Source organism: Streptomyces flavovariabilis, assembly GCF_000725785.1.
GTDB classification, from domain to species: domain Bacteria; phylum Actinomycetota; class Actinomycetes; order Streptomycetales; family Streptomycetaceae; genus Streptomyces; species Streptomyces hawaiiensis.
Genome location: NZ_JNXD01000020.1, coordinates 129,150 through 147,975, shown reverse-complemented (window position 1 = coordinate 147,975; position 18,826 = coordinate 129,150). Strand labels below are relative to the sequence as shown.

Sequence of the window (18,826 nt, the reverse complement as noted above, 5' to 3'; positions counted from 1 at the left end):
CGGTATCAGACCGCCCTCATCAGCAGGGTCGCGGCGACGATGACCGCCGCACCCCCGAACATCGAGACCGCGTAGGAGCGGGCGAAGCCGTTCTGCAGCCTGCGCATCCGCCCGGACAGGCCGCCGACCGAGGCCGCCGTGCCGTTGACGACGCCGTCGACCAGGGTGTGGTCGACGTAGACCAGGGACCGCGTGAGGTGCTCGCCGCCGCGGACGAGGACGACGTGGTTGAAGTCGTCCTGGAGCAGGTCGCGCCGGGCGGCCCGGGTGAGCAGCGAGCCGCGCGGGGCGACGGCCGGGACCGGACGGCGGCCGTACTGGGCCCAGGCGAGGGCGACGCCGATGATCATGCACGCGACGGTCGCGCCGGTGACCACGCCCGCGCTGATCGGCGGGTTGCCGTGGCTGTGCCCGGTGATCGGCTCCAGCCAGTGCATGAACCGGTCGCCGATGCTGAAGAACGCGCCGCCCGCGACCGACCCGACGGCCAGCACGATCATCGGGATCGTCATCACCTTGGGCGACTCGTGCGGGTGGGGAGGGGTGTACTCGCCGCGCGTCTCGGCGGCGGGCTCCACGTCCGGCCGGGCCGGGGACGGCGTCGGGGCGTTGCGCCAGCGCTCCTCGCCGAAGAACGTCATCAGCATCACGCGCGTCATGTAGAACGCGGTGATGGCCGCGCCGAGCAGAGCGCAGGCGCCGAGGATCCAGCCCTCGGTGCCGCCCTTGGCGAACGCCGCCTCGATGATCTTGTCCTTGGAGAAGAACCCGGACAGGCCCGGGAAGCCGATGATGGCCAGGTAGCCGAGGCCGAAGGTGACGAAGGTGACCGGCATGTACTTCCGCAGTCCGCCGTAGCGGCGCATGTCGACCTCGTCGTTCATGCCGTGCATGACCGAGCCGGCGCCGAGGAACAGGCCGGCCTTGAAGAAGCCGTGCGTCACCAGGTGCATGATCGCGAAGACGTAGCCGATGGGGCCGAGGCCGGCGGCGAGGATCATGTAGCCGATCTGCGACATGGTCGAGCCGGCCAGCGCCTTCTTGATGTCGTCCTTCGCGCAACCGACGATCGCACCGAACAGGAGCGTGACCGCGCCGACGATGGTGACGACCAGCTGCGCGTCCGGAGCACCGTTGAAGACGGCCGCGGAGCGGACGATCAGGTAGACGCCCGCGGTCACCATGGTCGCGGCGTGGATGAGGGCCGACACCGGGGTGGGGCCCTCCATCGCGTCCCCGAGCCAGGACTGCAGCGGCACCTGGGCGGACTTGCCGCAGGCGGCGAGCAGCAGCATCAGGGCGATGGCGGTGAGCTTGTCCTCACCGGCGGCACCGGCGAGCCCCGCCTCCGCGTGGCTGCCGAGCACCGGGCCGAACGCGAAGGTGCCGAACCACAGGAACATCAGCATGATCGCGATGGACAGGCCCATGTCGCCGACGCGGTTGACCAGGAAGGCCTTCTTCGCGGCCGTGGCGGCGCTGGGCTTGTGCTGCCAGAAGCCGATCAGCAGGTAGGAGGCGAGACCGACGCCCTCCCAGCCGACGTACAGCAGCAGGTAGTTGTCGGCGAGGACGAGGATCAGCATCGCCGCGAGGAACAGGTTCAGATAGCCGAAGAAGCGGCGGCGCCGCTCGTCGTGCTCCATGTACCCGATCGAGTACAGGTGGATCAGTGATCCGACGCCCGTGATCAGCAGCACGAACGTCATGGACAGCTGGTCGAGCTGGAAGGCGACGTCCGCCTGGAAGCCCTCGACCGGGATCCAGCTGAACAGGTGCTGGCCCATCTCCCGGTGGTCGGCGCTCTTCCCCAGCATGTCGGTGAACAGCACCAGGCCGAGCACGAAGGAGACGGCCGCGAGCAGGGTGCCGATCCAGTGGCCGACGGCGTCCAGCCGCCGCCCGCCGCACAGCAGGACCGCCGCTCCGAGCAAGGGCGCCGCCACCAGCAGCGCAATGAGGTTCTCCACGATTCTTCCGACCCCTTACAGCTTCATCAGGCTGGCGTCGTCGACCGAGGCCGAGTGGCGGGCACGGAACAGGGACACGATGATCGCGAGCCCGACCACGACCTCGGCGGCGGCGACCACCATCGTGAAGAAGGCGATGACCTGGCCGTCGAGGTTGCCGTGCATCCGGGAGAAGGCGACGAACGCGAGGTTGCAGGCGTTGAGCATGAGCTCGATGCACATGAACACGACGATCGCGTTGCGCCTGATCAGCACGCCGGTGGCGCCGATCGTGAACAACAGGGCCGCGAGATAGAGGTAGTTGACGGGGTTCACTTCGACGCCTCCTCGGACCGCTGGAACTTCGCCGGCCCGACCGCCCGGCGCTCCAGCCTCTCCTCGGACCGCTGCTCCAGGGCCTTGAGGTCGTTGATCGCCTCCTGTGAGACGTCACGGATCTGGCCGCGCTCGCGCAGGGTCTTGCTGACGGTGAGGTCGGACGGTGTGCCGTCGGGCAGCAGGCCCGCGATGTCGACCGCGTTGTGACGGGCGTACACACCGGGCGCCGGCAGCGGCGGCAGCTGCTTGCCCTCGCGGACGCGCTCCTCGGAGAGCTCCCGCTGCGTCTTGGCGCGCTCGGTGCGCTCGCGGTGGGTGAGCACCATGGCGCCGACGGCGGCCGTGATGAGCAGGGCGCCGGTGATCTCGAACGCGAAGACGTACTTGGTGAAGAGGAGGGCTGCCAGGCCCTCCACGTTGCCCCCGGCGTTCGCCTGGCCGATGCCGTTGAACTCCTTCAGGGACGCGTTGCCGATCCCGGCCGTCAGCAGGACGCCGAAGCCGAGTCCGCACACCAGGGCCAGCCAGCGCTGGCCCTTGATGGTCTCCTTCAGGGAGTCCGCGGCGGTGACGCCGACGAGCATCACGACGAACAGGAACAGCATCATGATCGCGCCGGTGTAGACGACGATCTGCACGACGCCCAGGAAGTAGGCGCCGTTGGCGAGGTAGAACACCGCCAGGATGATCATGGTGCCGGCGAGGCAGAGCGCGCTGTGCACGGCCCTCTTCATGAGGATGGTGCACAGGGCGCCGATCACCGCGACGGTGCCGAGGATCCAGAACTGGACGGCCTCTCCGGTGGAGGTGGAGTAGGCGGCGAGCTGGGTGGTCATCGGCCGGCCACCTTCCCCGACGCCGGTTCCGTCCCGCCGAAGGTCGAGTCGGCCTCCTGCACGACCTCGCCCTCGGAGTGGGTGGCCTGCTGCTCGGTGCCGGGCGCGGCCTCCGTCACCAGGCCCCGGTAGTAGTCCTGTTCGTCCGTCCCGGGGTAGATGGCGTGGGGCGAGTCGACCATGCCCTCCTCGAGACCGGCGAGCAGCTGCTCCTTGGTGTAGATGAGGTTGGCCCGGCTGGAGTCGGCCAGTTCGAACTCGTTGGTCATCGTGAGCGCGCGGGTGGGGCAGGCCTCGATGCACAGGCCGCACAGGATGCAGCGGGCGTAGTTGATCTGGTAAACGCGGCCGTAGCGCTCGCCCGGCGAGTAGCGCTCCTCGTCGGTGTTGTCCGCGCCCTCCACGTAGATCGCGTCGGCGGGGCAGGCCCAGGCGCACAGCTCGCAGCCGACGCACTTCTCCAGGCCGTCCGGATGGCGGTTGAGCTGGTGCCGTCCGTGGAAGCGCGGAGCCGTGGTCTTCTGCTGCTCCGGGTACTGCTCGGTCAGACGCTTCTTGAACATGGCCTTGAAGGTCACGCCGAAGCCGGCCACGGGGTTCTGGAAACCGGGCTTGGTGTCCTTGGGTTCCTCAGTCATCGGACGCCTCCTTTCCATCCGTAGTTCCGCCCAGAGATCCGTCACTCTGAGTATCGGGCCCACCACTGACAATCAGCTCCCGCTCGCGGCGCGAGCGGCGGCGCGGGACCGGTGGAAGTTCCTGTCCGGGCAGGGGCGGTACGGGGAACCCGCCCGCCATCGGGTCGAAGGCGGCCGGGGCCTCGGCCGGCTGTTCGGCCTTCTGGGCCTTCTCGCGGAACATGTCGGCGACGAAGGAGAGCAGCAGCAGGGCGAGGACGCCGCCCCCCACGTAGAGGGCGATGTCGGCGAAGTCGTAGCCCTCGTTGCGGAAGGCCCGGACGCTCGCGACGAGCATCAGCCACACCAGTGAGACCGGGATGAGGACCTTCCAGCCGAGCTTCATCAGCTGGTCGTAGCGGACACGCGGGAGGGTGCCGCGGATCCAGATGAACATGAACAGCAGCAGCTGGACCTTGACCGTGAACCAGAGCAGCGGCCACCAGCCGTGGTTGGCGCCCTCCCAGAAGGTGCTGATCGGCCAGGGGGCCCGCCAGCCGCCGAGGAACAGCGTGGTGGCGACGGCCGAGACGGTCACCATGTTGACGTACTCGGCGAGCATGAACATCGCGAACTTGATCGACGAGTACTCGGTGTTGAAGCCGCCTACCAGGTCGCCCTCGGACTCCGGCATGTCGAAGGGGGCGCGGTTGGTCTCACCGACCATCGTCACGATGTAGATGATGAAGGAGACGGGCAGCAGCACGATGTACCAGCGGTCGGCCTGCTGCTCGACGATCGTCGACGTCGACATCGACCCCGAGTAGAGGAACACGGAGGCGAAGGCGGCGCCCATCGCGATCTCGTAGGAGATCATCTGCGCGCAGGAGCGCAGGCCGCCCAGCAGCGGGTACGTCGAGCCGGAGCTCCAGCCCGCCAGCACGATGCCGTAGATGCCGACCGAGGCGACCGCGAGGATGTAGAGCATCGCGATCGGCAGGTCGGTGAGCTGCATCGTGGTGCGCTGGCCGAAGATCGAGATCTCGTTGCCGGCCGGGCCGAAGGGGATCACCGCGATCGCCATGAAGGCCGGGATCGCCGCGATGACCGGCGCGAGGACGTACACCACCTTGTCCGCGCGCTTGACGATCACGTCCTCCTTCAGCATCAGTTTGATGCCGTCGGCGAGCGACTGGAGCATGCCCCAGGGACCGTGCCGGTTGGGGCCGATGCGCAGCTGCATCCAGGCGACGACCTTGCGCTCCATCACGATGGAGACCAGCACGGTCACCATCAGGAAGGCGAAGCAGAACACCGCCTTGATGACGACCAGCCACCAGGGGTCGGTGCCGAACATCGAGAGGTCTTCTGCGGCGAGGTACGGGCTCATGCCTCCACCTCCTTGGGGGCCTCGCCGGCGAGCGTCGCCGGGCCGATGCGGACGAGGGAGCCGGGCCGCGCCCCGGTGTCGGAGGCGACGCCGCCGCCGGTGGAGTTGAGCGGCAGCCACACCACCCGGTCGGGCATGTCACCGATCTGGAGCGGGAGTTCCACGACTCCCCGGGGGCCGGTGACCGCGAGCAGGTCGCCGTCCTTGACGCCCGCTTCGGCGGCCGTCGCGGACGACACCCGCGCGCGGGCGGCGTGCCGGGTGCCGGCGAGTGCCTCGTCACCCTGCTGGAGGAGGCCCTGGTCCAGCAGCAGCCGGTGCCCGGCCAGTACGGCTTCCCCGGCGGCCGGCCGCGGCAGCGCGGCCGCGGTCTCCAGGGGTTCGGTGGCCCGCGGGCCGTCCCAGGCGCCGAGCCGGTCGATCTCGCCGCGTACGGTGCGCAGGTCCGGCAGTCCGAGGTGGACGTCCATGGCGTCGGCCAGCATCTGCAGCACGCGCGCGTCGGTGGGCGCGGGGCGGCGAGTCATCTGGTCGGGTTTGAGCGCGGCCTCGAAGAAGCGGATCCGGCCTTCCCAGTTGAGGAAGGTGCCGGCCTTCTCGGCGACCGCGGCGACGGGCAGGACCACGTCGGCCTTGCGGCTGACCTCGCTCGGCCGCAGTTCCAGGGAGACCAGGAAGCCCACCTCGTCGAGCGCCGCACGCGCGCGTGCCGGGTCGGGCAGGTCGGCGATCTCCACGCCCGCCACCAGGAGGGCCTGGAGCTCTCCGGTCGCGGCGGCCTCCACGATCTGGTCGGTGTCACGGCCGTAGCGGTGCGGGAGACCGGCCACGCCCCAGACGCCGGCGACCTCGTCACGCGCGCGCGGATCGGTGGCCGGGCGTCCGCCCGGCAGCAGCGACGGCAGCGCGCCCGCCTCGATCGCGCCGCGTTCCCCGGCCCGGCGCGGCATCCACACCAGCCGGGCACCGGTCGCGGAGGCGGTGCGTGCGGCGGCGGTGAGCCCGCCGGCCACAGCGGCCAGCCGCTCTCCGACGACGATCACCGCACCCTCGGCGCGCAGCGCCTCGGCGGCGAGCGCACCGTCGCCCTCCAGGCCGGCACCGTCCGCGAGCGCGTCCAGCCACTCGGTCTCGGTGCCGGGAGCGGCCGACAGCAGCGTGCCGCCGGCCTTCTCCAGGCCCCGGGTGGTGTGTGTGGCCAGCGAGAAGGTCCGCTGCCCGTGCTTGCGCCAGGCCTTGCGCAGCCGCAGGAAGACGCCGGGCGCCTCCTCCTCCGCCTCGAACCCGACCAGCAGGACGGCCGGTGCCTTCTCCAGCGCGGTGTAGGTGACGCCCGTGCCGTCGAGGTCCCGGCCGCGTCCGGCGATCCGGGCGGCGAGGAAGTCGGCCTCCTCACCGCTGTGCACGCGCGCGCGGAAGTCGATGTCGTTGGTGTCGAGCGCCACGCGCGCGAACTTGCTGTAGGCGTAGGCGTCCTCGATGGTGAGGCGGCCGCCGGTCAGGACCCCGGTGCGGCCCCGGGAGGCCAGCAGCCCCTGGGCCGCGATCTGCAGCGCCTCCGGCCAGGAGGCCGGTTCCAGCTCGCCCTCGGCGTTGCGCACCATCGGCGTCTCGAGCCGGTCGCGCTGCTGCGCGTACCGGAACCCGAAGCGCCCCTTGTCGCAGATCCACTCCTCGTTGACCTCGGGGTCCTCGGCGGCGAGCCGCCGCATGACCTTGCCGCGCCGGTGGTCGGTGCGCGTGGCGCAGCCGCCCGAGCAGTGCTCGCACACCGACGGGGAGGAGACCAGGTCGAAGGGACGGGAGCGGAATCGGTACGCCGCCGAGGTCAGCGCGCCGACCGGGCAGATCTGGATGGTGTTGCCGGAGAAATACGACTCGAACGGGTCGCCCTCGCCGGTGCCGACCTGCTGGAGCGCGCCCCGCTCGATCAGCTCGATCATCGGGTCGCCCGCGACCTGGTTGGAGAACCGGGTGCAGCGGGCGCACAGCACGCACCGCTCGCGGTCGAGCAGCACCTGCGTGGAGATCGGGACGGGCTTCTCGTAGGTCCGCTTGCGGCCCTCGAAGCGGGAGTCGGCGTCGCCGTGCGACATGGCCTGGTTCTGCAGCGGGCACTCGCCGCCCTTGTCGCAGACCGGGCAGTCCAGCGGGTGGTTGATGAGCAGGAGCTCCATCACACCCTTCTGGGCCTTCTCCGCGACCGGGGAGGTGAGATGGGTCTTGACCACCATGCCGTCGGTGCAGGTGATGGTGCAGGACGCCATGGGCTTGCGCTGGCCCTCGACCTCGACGATGCACTGGCGGCAGGCGCCGGCCGGGTCGAGCAGGGGGTGGTCGCAGAACCGAGGGATCTCGATGCCGAGCTGCTCGGCGGCCCGGATGACCAGGGTGCCCTTGGGCACGCTGATCTCCGCGCCGTCGATCGTCAGCGACACGAGGTCCTCCGGCGGGACCGCCGCCTCTCCCCCGCCGGAGGGAGAGCTGGTGGTCACGGTCATGCGTTCACCTCCGTGCGGTCGGCCCAGGCCGTCGACTTGGCCGGGTCGAAGGGACAGCCCCGGCCCGTGATGTGCTGCTCGTACTCCTCGCGGAAGTACTTCAGCGAGGAGAAGATCGGCGAGGCGGCGCCGTCGCCGAGGGCGCAGAAGGACTTGCCGTTGATGTTGTCGGCGATGTCGTTCAGCTTGTCGAGGTCGGACATCTGTCCCTTCCCGGCCTCGATGTCGCGCAGCAACTGCACGAGCCAGTAGGTGCCTTCGCGGCAGGGTGTGCACTTGCCGCAGGACTCGTGGGCGTAGAACTCGGTCCAGCGCGTGACGGCACGGACCACGCAGGTCGTCTCGTCGAAGCACTGGAGAGCTTTGGTGCCGAGCATGGAACCCGCGGCGCCCACTCCTTCGTAATCAAGAGGGACGTCGAGATGCTCGTCGGTGAACATCGGGGTCGAGGAGCCGCCCGGCGTCCAGAACTTGAGGCGGTGCCCGGGGCGCATCCCGCCGCTCATGTCGAGGAGCTGGCGGAGCGTGATCCCGAGCGGCGCCTCGTACTGGCCGGGACTGGCGACGTGACCGGAGAGGGAGTAGAGCGTGAAGCCGGGCGACTTCTCACTCCCCATCGACCGGAACCACTCCTTGCCCCGCTGAAGGATCGCGGGAACCGACGCGATCGATTCGACGTTGTTCACCACAGTCGGGCACGCGTAGAGGCCCGCGACGGCAGGGAAGGGGGGACGAAGCCGCGGCTGCCCCCGGCGGCCTTCGAGCGAGTCCAGCAGTGCGGTCTCCTCACCGCAGATGTACGCGCCCGCGCCCGCGTGCACGGTGATGTCGAGGTTCAGTCCGCTGCCCTGGATGTTCTCGCCGAGGAAGCCGGCCTCGTACGCCTCGCGCACGGCCGAGTGCAACCGCCGCAGCACCGGGACGACTTCACCACGCAGATAGATGAAGGCATGCGACGACCTGATGGCGTAGCACGCGATGATCATGCCCTCGATGAGGCTGTGCGGGTTCGCGAAGAGGAGCGGGATGTCCTTGCACGTCCCCGGCTCCGACTCGTCGGCGTTGACAACGAGATAGTGCGGCTTTCCATCCCCTTGCGGAATGAACTGCCACTTCATGCCCGTGGGGAATCCCGCGCCGCCGCGCCCGCGCAGACCGGAGTCCTTGACGTACGCGATCAGGTCGTCCGGAGACATGGCGAGCGCCTTGCGCAGCCCTTCGTACCCGTCGTGCCGCCGGTAGACGTCCAGCGTCCAGGACCTGTCCTCGTCCCAGAAGGCCGACAGCACCGGTGCGAGCAGCTTCTCGGGGCTCGTGTCTTTCAGCTCGGGTGCCAAGGTCATCACTCCCCCTCCTCGGCGGTGGGCCCGGCCGGGTGGGCCGGGTCGGAGGCCGACGTGTCCTGCGGCGCGTCGTGCGAGCTCAGGTGCTCCGTCGGTGACGGCTCGTGCGGTGCCCCGGTGCGGGCCGCCTCACCGCGCGGGTGCACCACGCGCGCGGGGGAGGTCTCCCCCTTGGCGAGCTTCAGGCCGATCAGGGAGGCGGGTCCCGCGCTTCCCCCGGACTCGACGGCCCCGTCCCGCTCGTCGGGGAAGCCGGCCAGGATCCGGGCGGTCTCTTTGAAGGTGCAGACGGGCGCCCCACGCGTGGGTGTGACCGGGCGTCCGGCGCGCAGGTCGTCGACGAGGCGCTTGGCGGTGGCCGGGGTCTGGTTGTCGAAGAACTCCCAGTTGACCATCACGACCGGCGCGAAGTCGCAGGCCGCGTTGCACTCGATGTGCTCCAGGGTGACCTTGCCGTCGCCGGTGGTCTCGCCGTTGCCGACGCCGAGGTGCTCCTGGAGCTCCTCGAAGATCGCGTCGCCGCCCATCACGGCGCACAGAGTGTTGGTGCACACCCCCACCTGGTAGTCGCCGCTCGGCCGGCGGCGGTACATGGTGTAGAAGGTGGCGACCGCGGTGACCTCGGCGGTGGTCAGGCCGAGCACGTCCGCGCAGAACCGCATGCCGGTGCGGGTCACGTGCCCTTCTTCGGCCTGCACGAGGTGCAGCAGCGGCAGGAGGGCGGACCGGGAGTCCGGGTAGCGGGCGATGATCTCGCGCGCGTCCGTCTCCAGACGGGCCCGGACGTCGTCCGGGTAGGCGGGGGCGGGCAGTTCGGGCATGCCCAGGCTGACGCCCCGCTCGGAAGACGATGTGGTCACCGGTCGACGCCTCCCATCACGGGGTCGATGGACGCGACGGCGACGATGACGTCGGCGACCTGGCCGCCCTCGCACATCGCCGCCATGGCCTGCAGGTTGGTGAAGGACGGGTCGCGGAAGTGGACCCGGTAGGGGCGGGTGCCGCCGTCGGACACGACGTGCACCCCGAGCTCGCCCTTGGGCGACTCGACCGCCGCGTACGCCTGTCCCGGCGGGACGCGGAAGCCCTCGGTGACCAGCTTGAAGTGGTGGATCAGGGCCTCCATGGACGTGCCCATGATCTTCTTGATGTGGTCGAGGGAGTTGCCGAGTCCGTCGGGGCCCAGGGCGAGCTGGGCCGGCCAGGCGATCTTCTTGTCGGCGACCATGACCGGGCCGGGCTGGAGCCGGTCCAGGCACTGCTCGACGATCCGGAGGGACTGGCGCATCTCCTCCAGCCGGATGAGGAACCGGCCGTAGGAGTCGCAGGTGTCGGCGGTCGGGATCTCGAAGTCGTACGTCTCGTAGCCGCAGTACGGCTGGGCCTTGCGCAGGTCGTGCGGCAGGCCGGTGGAGCGCAGGACCGGGCCCGTCGCGCCGAGGGCCATGCAGCCGGCCAGGTCGAGATAGCCGACGTCCTGCATACGGGCCTTGAAGATGGGGTTCCCGGTGGCGAGCTTGTCGTACTCCGGGAGGTTCTTCCTCATCTTCTTCACGAACTCGCGGATCTGGTCCACCGCGCCGGGCGGCAGGTCCTGGGCGAGTCCGCCGGGGCGGATGTACGCGTGGTTCATCCGCAGGCCGGTGATCAGCTCGTAGATATCGAGAATGAGTTCACGATCACGGAATCCGTAGATCATGATCGTGGTCGCGCCGAGCTCCATGCCGCCGGTGGCGATGCACACCAGATGCGAGGAGAGCCGGTTGAGCTCCATCAGGAGCACGCGGATGATCGAGGCCCGGTCCGGGATCTGGTCCTCGATGCCGAGGAGCTTCTCGACGCCGAGGCAGTACGCCGTCTCGTTGAAGAACGGCGTCAGGTAGTCCATGCGCGTCACGAACGTGGTGCCCTGGGTCCACGTCCGGTACTCGAGGTTCTTCTCGATGCCGGTGTGCAGATAACCGATTCCGCAGCGGGCCTCGGTGACGGTCTCGCCCTCGATCTCCAGGATCAGCCGGAGCACACCGTGCGTGGAGGGGTGCTGCGGGCCCATGTTGACGACGATGCGCTCGTCGTCGGCGCGGGCGGCGGACTGGACGACCTCGTCCCAGTCGCCGCCGGTGACCGTGTAGACGGTGCCCTCTGTGGTCTCCCGAGGGGAGGCGTGCGAAGTGCTCATGAGTACGACCTCCGCTGGTCCGGAGCCGGGATCTGGGCGCCCTTGTACTCGACGGGGATGCCGCCGAGGGGGTAGTCCTTGCGCTGCGGAAAGCCCTGCCAGTCGTCCGGCATCATGATCCGCGTCAGGGCGGGGTGGCCGTCGAAGACGATTCCGAAGAAGTCGTACGTCTCGCGCTCGTGCCAGTCGTTCGTCGGGTAGACCGAGAACAGCGACGGGATGTGCGGGTCGCTGTCGGGGGCGCTGACCTCCAGGCGGATCACCCGGTTGTGGGTGATCGAGCGCAGGTGGTAGACGGCGTGCAGCTCGCGGCCCTTGTCGTTCGGGTAGTGCACGCCGCTGACGCCGGTGCACAGCTCGAAGCGCAGCGCCGGGTCGTCGCGCAGGGTGCGGGCGACGCGGACCAGGTGCTCGCGCTCGATGTGGAAGGTCAGCTCGTCGCGGTCGACGACCGTCCTCTCGATGGCGTTGCCGGGGACCAGTCCCTGCTCCTCCAGCGCCCCCTCGAGTTCGTCGGCGACCTCGTCGAACCAGCCGCCGTAGGGGCGGGTCGCCGGTCCCGGGAGCCGGACCGAGCGGACCAGGCCGCCGTAGCCGGTGGTGTCGCCGCCGTCGCCGGCGCCGAACATGCCGCGCTGGACGCGGATCTCCTCGCCGCCCTGGCCGCGCTGCCCGGGGAGGTTGGACGCGCTGAGGTCCTTCTCCGGGTTGGCACCGCCGGCGTTGCCGTTCGCGTCGCTCACCGCAGCAGCCCCTTCATCTCGATGGTGGGCAGCGCCTTGAGCGCCGCTTCCTCCGCCTCGCGGGCCGCCTCCTCGGCGTTCACGCCGAGCTTGGAGCTCTGGATCTTCTGGTGGAGCTTGAGGATCGCGTCCAGCAGCATCTCCGGCCGGGGCGGGCAGCCGGGGAGGTAGATGTCGACCGGCACGATGTGGTCGACGCCCTGGACGATGGCGTAGTTGTTGAACATGCCGCCGGAGGAGGCGCAGACCCCCATGGAGATCACCCACTTGGGGTTCGGCATCTGGTCGTAGACCTGCCGCAGCACCGGCGCCATCTTCTGGCTCACCCGGCCGGCGACGATCATCAGGTCCGCCTGGCGGGGCGAACCCCGGAAGACCTCCATGCCGAAGCGCGCCAGGTCGTAGCGCCCGGCGCCGGTGGTCATCATCTCGATGGCGCAGCAGGCGAGGCCGAACGTGGCCGGGAAGACCGACGACTTGCGCACCCAGCCCGCGGCCTGCTCGACGGTGGTCAGCAGGAAGCCGCTCGGCAGCTTTTCTTCGAGTCCCATGACTTGTGGCCCCTCAGTCCCATTCCAGGCCGCCGCGCCGCCATACGTACGCGTACGCGACGAAGACGGTGAGCACGAAGAGCAGCATCTCCACGAGCCCGAAGATCCCCAGGGCGTCGAAGGTGACGGCCCAGGGGTAGAGGAAGACGATCTCGATATCGAAGATGATGAAGAGCATCGCCGTCAGGTAGTACTTGATCGGGAAGCGCCCGCCGCCGGCCGGCGTGGGGGTCGGCTCGATGCCGCACTCGTAGGCCTCGAGCTTGGCGCGGTTGTACCGCTTGGGCCCGATCAACGTGGCCATGACCACGGAGAAGATCGCAAAGCCTGCCCCGAGGGCTCCCAGTACGAGGATGGGCGCATAAGCGTTCACCGCTCCTCGCTCCTCTCAGTCGGCACTGACTGCTGGCGGATTACGTCGGGCTCACATCCGCCCCACCTGTCCCTCGAACCCCGCCCGCCCCGGCGAAGATCGAGAACATGTGAAGCAGGTCACAAGCCCAATCGCGTGCATCTTATGCCCGACGCTCTGTGATCTGCGACACGGGGTATTGCACAAGCTTTGTGATCTCCACCACCTGACGATCGATCATGAAGTCGGATGAGCGGTGATCTTCACACGCGAAGCGTCCGAGTGATCACGAGAGGTGACATTTTGGCTCGTCACCGCAGGTGGGATGGGTCGTCTCAATATCAAGAGGGTTCTCTTGCATGCAAATTGGTGATGGACTTGATCTCTTGATAGAGGCGCGTTCACACGTCAGAGGGCGTGTGGGGCGAGGTGTGGACGCGTGCATGCGTTCACGATCTTCGCGAGCTCGTGATCCGGCCGTGATCTACGCGCCGGGACGCGACCGGCGAGGCAACCGTTGCGTGACCTCCGTCACATGGATGAGAGGTCCATGAGAACGGGGCTTGGCCAATCAACCCAACCGGTGGTAGGCGCGGGGCAATTCGGGCGTATTGATCAAAGACCGTGATCACAGGCCGGTCACGAGGCGCCCGCAATGTCCGTTAGGGCGTCAATAAAGGGCCTCGTTCGGGGGTTTTGAGGGCCCGATTGAGTAACTGTGGCGCAGCACACGTTTCTTGAAGATATGAAGGAGCCCCTGGTACCGGTTATTCCCATGTCCCACACCGCTCACATACGCAGCCACCGGAAACCCCGCCGCAGCGCGACCTCCTCGATCGCCATGCGTGCCGGAGTTGCCGGTGGCGTCCTCAGCATGGCAGCGGCGGGTGCGTCGGCTTCGGCGAACGCCGCCGAGCCGGTGACGCAGACCATCGAACTGCCCACCCTGACGGCCGATATGTCCGCTCAGGTCGCCCAGTCCGCGGCCGCCACCCAGCAGGCCGCCGCGAACTACGAGCTGCGCGCCGAGCGTGACGCCGCCGCCGCCAAGGCCGCCGCGGAGGCCAAGAAGGACCTCGCCGAGGCGAAGAAGAAGGCGGAGGCCAAGAAGAAGGCCGCCGAGGCCGCCCGCAAGGCCGCCGCCGAGCGGGCCACGCGCAGCGCCGAGCGCGCCACCCTCTCCGCCTCCGCGTCCGCTTCCGCCTCGACGTCCGTGTCGGCCCCTGCCAGCGGCAGCGTCGCGACGGTCATCGCGTTCCTCAAGGCCCAGGTGGGCGACGCCTACGTCATGGGCGCCACCGGTCCCAACGCCTGGGACTGCTCCTCCCTCGTGCAGGCCGCGTACAAGCAGGTGGGTGTGGACCTGCCGCGCGTCTCGCAGGACCAGTCGATGGCCGGCACCGACGTGCCGCTGTCCAGCGTCCAGGTCGGCGACATCCTGTACTGGGGCGGCAAGGGCTCCGCGTACCACGTGGGTGTCTACATCGGGGACGGTCAGTACCTGGACGCGGCCAACCCGTCCAAGGGCGTCGTCATCCAGGACCTGTCGGGCTACCCGGCGTCGGGCGCGGTGCGCGTCCTCTGACGCCACGCGTCCTGCGCGTCCTGTGACGCCACGCGTCGTCTGACGCATCCGTACGTTCGGGCTCGAGGGTCGTTGCCGCTGTGAGGCATCGGCCCTCCCGGCCTGTCCGGGGCCGTTCGGGCCCCGCCGCCCGTCGGCCCGGCTCCGGGCCGCTCCAGGGGCCGTCAGGGCCTTTCTGGGGGCCACTCGCACCGCGGCCCGACCGTGCGCTCCCGTCACTCCGGCATCTTGTGCCCGAATTGTCCCGGCCTGGCCGGGCGTTGACGTCGACGGCCCCGCGTGGCCGGACTGCTCCTGGGACCGGCCCGGGTGTTCTGTTGTGATGAGTCCCGAAGGGCGGGGAGGCTCCCGCTGCCGGAAGCCCGCTCTCCCGCCACCATCGACAGGGAGACAACAGATGCCGAGCGTCTTCGTGCAGGGACGGCCCGTCGACTCGTACCCGCGGCTCGCGCCCGGGGCACGTCAGGGGAGGGTCCGGCGGATCACCGAGGCCGGCGAGGAGGTCCTGCACAAGCCGTGCCGGGACGTCACCGAGTTCGGTCCGGACCTCGCCGCGCTCATCGACGACATGTTCCTGACCATGTACATCGCGGACGGGGCCGGACTCGCGGCGAACCAGGTGGGGGTCGGTTTGCGGGTGTTCGTGTACGACTGCCCCGACGACGACGGAGTGCGGCACGTCGGGCACATCGTCAATCCGGTCCTGGAACCGCTCGACGCCTCGCGCAGGAGGCTCCTCGACGAAGCGGAGGGCTGCCTCTCGGTGCCGGGCGCCACGAAGGATGTGCCACGTCCGGACCGGGCCGTGGTGCGCGGGTTCGACCGGGACGGCGAGCCGCTCGTGATCGAGGGCACCGGCTACTTCGCCCGGTGCCTCGCGCACGAGGCCGATCACTGCGACGGGCAGCTCTATCTGGACCGGCTCTCCGCGCGGGAGCGGAAGGACGCGCTGCGGCAGATGGCGGACCGGCGGGAGGCGGTGTACGCGCGCCGGGCCGCCAACGTCGCGGCGCTGGAGGCCTGAGCGGCCCGCCGGGCCCGCAGGCCGGCAACCCGGGGCGACTCACCGCTCAAGCCACCGGCCGCCCGGCCGCCCCGGGCCGGCAACCCGGTCAGGCCTTCGGTGCCACCCTGCTGAGCCCGTTGATGATGCGGTCCATCGCGTCGCCGCCCGTCGGGTCGGTGAGGTTCGCGAGGAGCTTCAGGGTGAACTTCATCAGCAGCGGGTGCGTGAGGCCGCGCTGGGCCGCGATCTGCATGACCTTCGGGTTGCCGATGAGCTTCACGAAGGCGCGGCCGAGCGTGTAGTAGCCGCCGTAGGTGTCCTTCAGGACGCGCGGGTAGCGCTGGAGGGCCAGTTCGCGGCTCGCGGGGGTCGGCCGGGCGTGGGCCTGGACGATGACGTCGGCGGCGATCTGGCCGGACTCCATGGCGTAGGCGATGCCCTCGCCGTTGAAGGGGTTCACCAGGCCGCCGGCGTCGCCGACGAGCAGCAGGCCCTTGGTGTAGTGCGGCTGGCGGTTGAAGGCCATCGGCAGGGCGGCACCGCGGATGGGGCCGGTCATGTTGCCGGGGGTGTAGCCCCAGTCCTCCGGCATCGACGCGCACCAGGCCTTCAGGACCTCGCGCCAGTCCAGTTCCTTGAAGGAGTCGGAGGTGTTGAGGACGCCCAGACCGACGTTGGACGTGCCGTCGCCCATGCCGAAGATCCAGCCGTAGCCGGGCAGGAGGCGGTCCTCGGCGCCGCGGCGGTCCCACAGTTCCAGCCAGGACTCCAGGTAGTCGTCCTCGTGGCGCGGGCTGGTGAAGTACGTGCGCACCGCGACGCCCATCGGGCGGTCCTCGCGGCGGTGCAGGCCCATCGCCAGGGACAGCCGGGTGGAGTTGCCGTCGGCGGCCACGACGAGCGGCGCGCGGAAGGTGACCTCGCGCTTCTCCTCACCGAGCTTGGCGTGCACACCGGTGATGCGGCCCGTGCGCTCGTCCAGGATCGGCGCGCCCACGTTGCACCGCTCGAACAGCCGGGCGCCGGCCTTCTGGGCCTGCCGGGCGAGCTGCTCGTCGAAGTCGTCCCGCTTGCGGACGAGTCCGTAGTCGGGGAAGGAGGCGAGATCCGGCCAGTCGAGCTGGAGCCGCACCCCGCCGCCGATGATGCGCAGGCCCTTGTTGCGCAGCCAGCCGGCCTCTTCGGAGATGTCGATGCCCATCGCCACCAGCTGCTTGACGGCACGCGGGGTGAGGCCGTCGCCGCACACCTTCTCGCGCGGGAACTCGGTCTTCTCCAGCAGGAGGACGTCGAGTCCGGCCTTGGCGAGGTGGTAGGCGGTGGTGGAGCCGGCCGGCCCCGCGCCCACGACGATCACATCGGCGGTGTTCTCGGAGAGGGGCTCGGTCACGACGGTCACGGCGGGATCTCCCCAAGTTCGGAATCTTGCGTGCCGACCGGCACTGGACATGGGCAGTCTATGCAGCAGCATTCATCACCCGGCTGAAGGGCTGCCTCCGTGAACCGAGCTCTCCCCGCTGTGCGGCTTCGCGTCCCCACCCACGAGGACGCGGTCGTCTGGCACCGGATCTTCGACGACCCGGACGTCATGGAGTTCCAGGGCGGCAGGGCCGCGGAGCTCTCGGTCTACGAGGAGCTCACCGCCCGCCAGCGCCGGCACGACGCCGAACTCGGCTTCTGCCTGTGGAGTGTGCTCGACGAGTCGGGGCAGGTCATCGGCTTCACCGGCGCCCAGCCGTGGGAGCGGAACTGGGGACCGGCGGGCGAGATCGAGATCGGCTGGCGGCTGGCCCGGGCGCACTGGGGCAGGGGCTACGTCACCGCGGCGGCGCAGCAGACGCTGGAGCGGATGCGGGCGAACGGCGTACCGGGCGTCGTCGCGATGGTCGACGCCCGCAACAGCCGCTCCATCGCGGTGACACAGCGCCTGGGGATGCGCCTCGCCGAGACGTTCACGACACCGGCCTCGCAGCGGGCGGGGCACTGCTACCGGCTCGACCTCGATGCTTCTGACGGAGAGTAGCCGACTGTCACAGAAAGACACCTGTCGCTTCCGGCCGGTGCGAGGCGGGAGTTACCCTTCCCGTACCGCTGGGGGTGACAACTGAGCACATATCCCGCAAGACACCCGAAGTGCGCGTACCGCACCTCGTCGGCCTGATGGCCGTGGACGCGCGGGAGACCGCCCGGGTGCGGGGTCTCCTCCTGAACGCGCCGGACCGGCCCGATGTGCACCTGGCCGTCGTCGACTACGTCGTACGCCAGTACCCGCAGGCCGGTGCCGAGGTGCCGCGGGACTCGATGGTCTGCGTGTGGTTCGACTTCGGCCCCGGTGAGGGCGGCGGGGGCGTGCACGAACCGCGGATCCCGCGCCCGCCCCGGGGCGGTCTCCAGCGCGAGCTGGACGAGCCGGGCGACCCTTGCATGGCCCTCGGCCCGCCCTGGGGTCCGGGGTCAGCTCGCCTTGAACCCGCGGTGCAGGGCGACGATCCCGCCGCTCAGGTTCCGCCAGGCCACCCGGGACCAGCCGGCCTCGCCCAGCCGCCCGGCCAGCGCGGGCTGATCGGGCCAGGCGCGGATGGACTCGGCGAGGTAGACGTAGGCGTCGGGGCTGGAGGACACCGCCCGGGCGACCGGCGGCAGGGCGCGCATCAGGTACTCGGTGTAGACGGTGCGGAACGGCGCCCATGTCGGGTGTGAGAACTCGCAGATCACGATCCGCCCGCCGGGCCGGGTCACCCGGTGCATCTCGCGCAGGGCGGCGTCCGTGTCCTGCACGTTGCGCAGCCCGAAGGAGATGGTGACGGCGTCGAAGGTGTCGTCCTTGAAGGGGAGCCGCGTCGCGTCACCGGCGGTGTACGGCAGCCAGGGCTGCCGCTGCTTGCCGACCTGGAGCATGCCCTGGGAGAAGTCGCACGGGACGACGTAGGCACCGGTGCGGGCGAAGGGCAGCGAGGAGGTGCCCGTGCCCGCCGCAAGGTCGAGGATCTTCTGCGCGGGGCGCGCGTCGACCGCCTTGGCGACCTCCTTGCGCCATCGCCGGTCCTGGCCGAGGGACAGCACGTCGTTGGTCAGGTCGTACCGTTCCGCCACGTCGTCGAACATCGAGGCGACTTCGTGCGGCTGCTTGTCCAGGGATGCGCGGGTCACGGGCCCATTCTTGCAGCACCACCTCCGGGCAGGAGCCGCGGCTGCTTCCGTGCCGCCACGTCCTCCACTCAGGCGCACAGCAGCACGAACACCACGATCTCGTGCAGAGGTAGATCGTCACCGCCCGCGCGACGAACACGGGGCCTTCCGCGGATTCGTTGCCGCGTTTGCGGCGGCGACCGCGAGGGGCGCGATTTTCGATGGCGGGCTCGGAATGCAATCCCCGGCCAGTAGGGCGCCTTTATGTGCGATAAACTCGGGTTTTCTTGTGAGAGACCCGTGAGA

General features: G+C 69.7%; 17 protein-coding genes and 1 pseudogene. 4 read left to right on the top strand and 14 right to left on the bottom strand.

All coding sequences use genetic code 11. From position 1 onward, the window contains the following. Positions 1-5: 5 nt before the first annotated feature. From nuoL to IO24_RS0130165, 12 genes are read right to left on the bottom strand one after another with little or no spacing between them, the layout of a single operon-like run. Positions 6-1,970 carry an NADH-quinone oxidoreductase subunit L gene (gene nuoL, locus IO24_RS0130220; protein WP_031141128.1) on the bottom strand — a complete coding sequence of 655 codons (1,965 nt, stop codon included), beginning with the start codon at positions 1,968-1,970 and terminating at the stop codon, positions 6-8. Between the two features lie 15 nt (positions 1,971-1,985). Then, complete coding sequence (nuoK, locus tag IO24_RS0130215; RefSeq protein WP_031141126.1) at positions 1,986-2,285, bottom strand: NADH-quinone oxidoreductase subunit NuoK; 300 nt, start codon at positions 2,283-2,285, stop codon at positions 1,986-1,988. Further along, the gene (locus IO24_RS0130210) at positions 2,282-3,124 is read right to left on the bottom strand and encodes an NADH-quinone oxidoreductase subunit J (protein WP_031141124.1); all 843 of its coding nucleotides are present in this window, start codon (positions 3,122-3,124) and stop codon (positions 2,282-2,284) included. Before IO24_RS0130210 ends, nuoK begins: the two co-directional genes overlap by 4 nt. Further along, positions 3,121-3,762 (bottom strand): NADH-quinone oxidoreductase subunit NuoI, encoded by a 642-nt coding sequence (nuoI, locus tag IO24_RS0130205; RefSeq protein WP_031141123.1) that lies wholly within the window; start codon positions 3,760-3,762, stop codon positions 3,121-3,123. The genes IO24_RS0130210 and nuoI overlap by 4 nt, the downstream gene beginning before the upstream one ends. After that, the gene (gene nuoH / locus IO24_RS0130200; RefSeq protein ID WP_031141121.1) at positions 3,755-5,131 is read right to left on the bottom strand and encodes an NADH-quinone oxidoreductase subunit NuoH; all 1,377 of its coding nucleotides are present in this window, start codon (positions 5,129-5,131) and stop codon (positions 3,755-3,757) included. The genes nuoI and nuoH overlap by 8 nt, the downstream gene beginning before the upstream one ends. Then, positions 5,128-7,632 (bottom strand): NADH-quinone oxidoreductase subunit G, encoded by a 2,505-nt coding sequence (locus IO24_RS0130195; RefSeq protein ID WP_031141119.1) that lies wholly within the window; start codon positions 7,630-7,632, stop codon positions 5,128-5,130. Before IO24_RS0130195 ends, nuoH begins: the two co-directional genes overlap by 4 nt. Next, positions 7,629-8,975 carry an NADH-quinone oxidoreductase subunit NuoF gene (nuoF, locus tag IO24_RS0130190; protein WP_031141117.1) on the bottom strand — a complete coding sequence of 449 codons (1,347 nt, stop codon included), beginning with the start codon at positions 8,973-8,975 and terminating at the stop codon, positions 7,629-7,631. Before nuoF ends, IO24_RS0130195 begins: the two co-directional genes overlap by 4 nt. Then, positions 8,975-9,835 carry an NADH-quinone oxidoreductase subunit NuoE gene (gene nuoE, locus IO24_RS0130185; protein ID WP_031141115.1) on the bottom strand — a complete coding sequence of 287 codons (861 nt, stop codon included), beginning with the start codon at positions 9,833-9,835 and terminating at the stop codon, positions 8,975-8,977. The genes nuoF and nuoE overlap by 1 nt, the downstream gene beginning before the upstream one ends. Continuing rightward, positions 9,832-11,154, bottom strand: a complete 1,323-nt coding sequence (locus IO24_RS0130180; protein WP_031141113.1) for an NADH-quinone oxidoreductase subunit D — start codon at positions 11,152-11,154, stop codon at positions 9,832-9,834. Before IO24_RS0130180 ends, nuoE begins: the two co-directional genes overlap by 4 nt. Then, positions 11,151-11,897 carry an NADH-quinone oxidoreductase subunit C gene (locus tag IO24_RS0130175; protein ID WP_031141111.1) on the bottom strand — a complete coding sequence of 249 codons (747 nt, stop codon included), beginning with the start codon at positions 11,895-11,897 and terminating at the stop codon, positions 11,151-11,153. Before IO24_RS0130175 ends, IO24_RS0130180 begins: the two co-directional genes overlap by 4 nt. Beyond that, on the bottom strand, positions 11,894-12,448 hold the full coding sequence (locus tag IO24_RS0130170; protein WP_031141109.1) for a NuoB/complex I 20 kDa subunit family protein: 555 nt from the start codon (positions 12,446-12,448) through the stop codon (positions 11,894-11,896). The genes IO24_RS0130175 and IO24_RS0130170 overlap by 4 nt, the downstream gene beginning before the upstream one ends. A 13-nt stretch (positions 12,449-12,461) precedes the next feature. Further along, positions 12,462-12,821: an NADH-quinone oxidoreductase subunit A gene (locus IO24_RS0130165; protein ID WP_003974383.1), complete on the bottom strand. Its 360-nt coding sequence runs from the start codon at positions 12,819-12,821 to the stop codon at positions 12,462-12,464. A gap of 724 nt (positions 12,822-13,545) precedes the next feature. Between IO24_RS0130165 and IO24_RS0130160 the strand changes: the two genes are divergently transcribed. Further along, positions 13,546-14,385: a C40 family peptidase gene (locus IO24_RS0130160; protein WP_031141106.1), complete on the top strand. Its 840-nt coding sequence runs from the start codon at positions 13,546-13,548 to the stop codon at positions 14,383-14,385. 397 nt (positions 14,386-14,782) lie between these two features. Next, on the top strand, positions 14,783-15,409 hold the full coding sequence (def, locus tag IO24_RS0130155; RefSeq protein ID WP_031141105.1) for a peptide deformylase: 627 nt from the start codon (positions 14,783-14,785) through the stop codon (positions 15,407-15,409). Between the two features lie 88 nt (positions 15,410-15,497). Here the strand turns inward: def and IO24_RS0130150 are convergent, their stop codons facing one another. Further along, entirely contained in the window at positions 15,498-16,790 is a 1,293-nt protein-coding gene (locus IO24_RS0130150; RefSeq protein ID WP_031141102.1) for a geranylgeranyl reductase family protein, read from the bottom strand. A gap of 99 nt (positions 16,791-16,889) precedes the next feature. On the opposite strand from IO24_RS0130150, the gene IO24_RS0130145 reads away from it, so the two are divergent. Further along, positions 16,890-17,414, top strand: a complete 525-nt coding sequence (locus IO24_RS0130145) for a GNAT family N-acetyltransferase (RefSeq protein ID WP_031141100.1) — start codon at positions 16,890-16,892, stop codon at positions 17,412-17,414. Between the two features lie 137 nt (positions 17,415-17,551). Further along, positions 17,552-17,821, top strand: a pseudogene (locus IO24_RS43540) (PASTA domain-containing protein); the annotation flags it as partial. A gap of 24 nt (positions 17,822-17,845) precedes the next feature. Here the strand turns inward: IO24_RS43540 and IO24_RS0130140 are convergent. After that, positions 17,846-18,541, bottom strand: coding sequence for a demethylmenaquinone methyltransferase (locus IO24_RS0130140; RefSeq protein WP_031141098.1), 696 nt, complete (start codon positions 18,539-18,541; stop codon positions 17,846-17,848). Positions 18,542-18,826 lie beyond the last annotated feature (285 nt).

Excerpts from the sequence above, each read along its gene's own strand:
- def (WP_031141105.1), top strand. The coding sequence starts at position 14,783 with ATGCCGAGCGTCTTCGTGCAGGGACGGCCCGTCGACTCGTACCCGCGG.
- IO24_RS0130160 (WP_031141106.1), top strand. The coding sequence starts at position 13,546 with ATGAAGGAGCCCCTGGTACCGGTTATTCCCATGTCCCACACCGCTCAC.
- IO24_RS0130170 (WP_031141109.1), bottom strand. The coding sequence starts at position 12,448 with ATGGGACTCGAAGAAAAGCTGCCGAGCGGCTTCCTGCTGACCACCGTC.
- IO24_RS0130195 (WP_031141119.1), bottom strand. The coding sequence starts at position 7,632 with ATGACCGTGACCACCAGCTCTCCCTCCGGCGGGGGAGAGGCGGCGGTC.
- nuoF (WP_031141117.1), bottom strand. The coding sequence starts at position 8,975 with ATGACCTTGGCACCCGAGCTGAAAGACACGAGCCCCGAGAAGCTGCTC.
- nuoI (WP_031141123.1), bottom strand. The coding sequence starts at position 3,762 with ATGACTGAGGAACCCAAGGACACCAAGCCCGGTTTCCAGAACCCCGTG.
- IO24_RS0130180 (WP_031141113.1), bottom strand. The coding sequence starts at position 11,154 with ATGAGCACTTCGCACGCCTCCCCTCGGGAGACCACAGAGGGCACCGTC.
- nuoH (WP_031141121.1), bottom strand. The coding sequence starts at position 5,131 with ATGAGCCCGTACCTCGCCGCAGAAGACCTCTCGATGTTCGGCACCGAC.
- IO24_RS0130210 (WP_031141124.1), bottom strand. The coding sequence starts at position 3,124 with ATGACCACCCAGCTCGCCGCCTACTCCACCTCCACCGGAGAGGCCGTC.